The following is a 2,808-nucleotide window of genomic DNA, read 5'->3' on the forward strand; positions in this document are numbered from 1 at the left end:
CCCGCACGGGCTGGTCGGTCGTGGTGACCCAGGCTCCGGCGTGCTCGTCGCCGGGGCGGTCGGGGTCATCGCCCATGAAGGAGATCGCCCCGACCGTCATCTCCGAATGGCTTCGCATCCGCACGGAGGCACGCGGCTCCTCGCTCAACTACAAGCTCTGGCACCCCCACGAGGCCACCATCAAGACCCACGCCGACGAGTACGAGACCACGGTCGGCGACCCTGCGGCCCTGCGCCGCCTCGTGGAAGCCCTGGGCTTCACCCCGCTGGTCACCGTGGACAAGACCCGCACCACCTGGCGGCTGCCCGAGGTCGAGGTCGCCCTCGACCACCTTGCCGGGGCGGGCCACTACGTGGAGTTCGAGTTCACCGGCGACGCCACCGGCGTCGACGACGCCACCGCACGCCTGGAGAAGGTCATCGCCGATCTCGGAGTGGAGCTGGGGCCACGGGTTCACCGCGGCTACCCGCACATCCTCCTCGGCCGCGACCACTGACCAACCACCCCCCGGCGATCGCGGGGCCAGCCAGCCTTCCTCCCGGAAGTGGGGAAGGCGGGGCCGGGCAGTCAACCAACGCCCGGCCCCGCCTTCCCCTCACCGCACTTAGGTGAGGGCGAGACGTCCCTGCTTGACCGTTCGCACGAACGACTGCCACTCACCCCGCTCGAAAGCCAGGACGGCCCCGTCCCGGTTCTTGGAGTCCCTTGTCGCCACGCCATCGACCAGAGCCGCGACTTCTACACAGGACTGGGAGGGATTGCTGCGAGCGCTCTTCACCCAATGTGCGATCAGAGCGTTCCCAGGCGACACAGGGTTGGCTATGACCTCTCGCCTCATTGATCAAATACCCCTGACCTACCTATACAGGATTGACTTCCGCCGGGAAAAATTCGCCAGCGCAAACTCCAGCAAGAAACATCGTCCACTCACCCTCCGTGAAGCAGAGGGTGGTCTTGCCTCGTGCGCAGCGAAGGAGAACCGATCCGTCCTCTGATGTTTCCACAAGAAGTGAAGACACAACGCTGCTCGCAGGTGGGTGGGTCAATCCATACAGGAAGGCGTTCCACTCTCCCGTCGAGACGGTGATCATCGGCTCCTGGGAGGGGTTATGTGCTGGGTTTCGCCGGTACTTGCTGTCACGGACTCGGACGACGCCGTGGTCGAACTTCACCTCAACACACTGGGTGCTACTCGATGAGAAGGACGACTTGAACCATCCGTCTCGTCCCTGAAGGTGGGTGACAGAAGTGGAAGCCATGTGCATCATGCTAGATCCTGGTGGCACTGCTTGATCAGATCGAGCGAGTCTCGCAGGTCGAGGCTCTGCTGGCGTGCCTCCTCGTGCGTCAGGCTGAGGTCTCTCACCTGGTCCGGGTCGTCGATGATTCCCGCTGCCGTGACAGTCTCCTGCCAGGCTCTGGTCGGTAGGCGCGGACTGGCGAAGTCGATGAGGTGGAACGTCGACGCCCCGAACACACCGCATCCGGACGCGGTAAACGGAATGACGTGTAGATGGAGCGTATCGGGGAGGCCTTCGATGAGGTTGACCAGGTGTGCCAGTTGGGCGCGAAGGGTTTGTGGCCCGCCGGTCTGTTGAAGAAGGGCCGCTTGGCTGATGACGGCGGTAAGATGTAGCGGGTTGTCACCCTTGAGACACGCCTGCCGACGCATGCGAATCTCTACTCGCTGTTCGACTTCCACCTGCCGGATGTTCGCTCGGTCTGAGGAGATCAGTGCTCGGGCGTACTCCTCGGTTTGCAGGAGGCCGGGCACCAGCATGCTTTCGTATGTGCGGATGCTCTGCGCACCTTGTTCGAGGCCATAGAAGCGGCCCAGCTCGTTGGTGAACAGCGCGGAGTAGTTCGCCCACCAGCCCCGCTGCTTGGCAAACTCGCGGAGTTCGAGCAACTCCCGCTGCTCGTCAACATCGAACTCAAGAAGACTCAGGGCTTTGGTCAACTTCTCAACGGAGAGGATCTTACGTTCGTTCTCCACCGCCGACCAGTAGTTGCGGGTGAAGCCGAGCGATGTCGCGAGTGTGGCGACCTCCATGCCCAACTGTTCCCTGCGCTGTCGTAGTCGCAGCGCGAGCTCCCAGGTGGCAACCGTTGGGGACATGTAGGGCATGCGCTTCTCCTCTGCGCGCTTGAGCTTCCCGAGCGCCAGCGAACGGTACAAGGGGCCACTTGCTCCACCCATTCGAGTGTAAGGGCCTGGTTACCGTAACCGGTTTGTGGTTCAGTCATGCCAACCAGGACGGAGCTCCTTCCTCTGATCAGTCAGGGGGCACATCTCATGCCGAACCTCGTGGATCCCATGTCCGGGCTGACGCAGATGCATGACGCTGCTGTCTCCGACACCTCCCAGAGTTGGTTGGCGGTGCCCGGCGGGTTGGGAGATCTCGTGATCCAGTTCGTCACCGCTGGCATGCTCGCCTTGCTGCTCGGCGGTTTGGTGTTCGCCATGGCCCGGCCAGTGCCGGCCCAACCCGTCGGCACGCCCTCATCCCTGCCGCGTCACGCGCTCCGGCCGCGTGGGGATGGTGTGCCCGCCTCGGACCTCCTCCGCCGTCACCAGTGGACCCGTCCACACCGGACCTCTCACGCGAGAAACCCAGACACCACCGAGACTTCCGGCGAGACTCAACGCCTGATCGAACGGACCCTGGACCGGCTCCACCGCCTCGGCCCCACCCCCACCCCCGGGGTCGACCCGGAGGCCACCACACCCCTGCCCGCGCTCGACGGGGCCTCGCCATGGTCGTGAAATGGCGTCCGAAACACCCCCTGCCCTCGGCCCGCCACCG

The 2,808-nt window shown here is 64.3% G+C and carries 5 protein-coding genes; 2 read left to right on the plus strand and 3 right to left on the minus strand.

Annotation, left to right across the window (positions count from 1 at the left end; translation table 11 throughout):
- Nucleotides 1-497 (plus strand): class IV adenylate cyclase (locus tag LX15_RS31970; protein ID WP_253674893.1); only part of this gene is annotated, 497 nt, incomplete at its 5' end.
- A gap of 108 nt (nt 498-605) precedes the next feature.
- Here the strand turns inward: LX15_RS31970 and LX15_RS31975 are convergent.
- From LX15_RS31975 to LX15_RS31985, 3 genes are read right to left on the minus strand one after another with little or no spacing between them, the layout of a single operon-like run.
- Nucleotides 606-839 (minus strand): DUF397 domain-containing protein, encoded by a 234-nt coding sequence (locus tag LX15_RS31975; RefSeq protein ID WP_253674894.1) that lies wholly within the window; start codon nt 837-839, stop codon nt 606-608.
- A 22-nt stretch (nt 840-861) separates the two neighbouring features.
- A complete protein-coding gene (locus LX15_RS31980; protein WP_308213553.1) occupies nt 862-1,269 on the minus strand; it encodes a DUF397 domain-containing protein in 408 nt (135 codons plus the stop codon).
- The gene (locus LX15_RS31985) at nt 1,266-2,129 is read right to left on the minus strand and encodes a helix-turn-helix domain-containing protein (protein ID WP_253674896.1); all 864 of its coding nucleotides are present in this window, start codon (nt 2,127-2,129) and stop codon (nt 1,266-1,268) included. Before LX15_RS31985 ends, LX15_RS31980 begins: the two co-directional genes overlap by 4 nt.
- Before the next feature lie 168 nt (nt 2,130-2,297).
- On the opposite strand from LX15_RS31985, the gene LX15_RS31990 reads away from it, so the two are divergent.
- On the plus strand, nt 2,298-2,768 hold the full coding sequence (locus LX15_RS31990) for a hypothetical protein (RefSeq protein ID WP_253674897.1): 471 nt from the start codon (nt 2,298-2,300) through the stop codon (nt 2,766-2,768).
- Nucleotides 2,769-2,808: the final 40 nt, after the last annotated feature.

The sequence above is a fragment of the Streptoalloteichus tenebrarius genome (genome assembly GCF_024171885.1).
Classification (GTDB): Bacteria; Actinomycetota; Actinomycetes; order Mycobacteriales; family Pseudonocardiaceae; genus Streptoalloteichus; species Streptoalloteichus tenebrarius.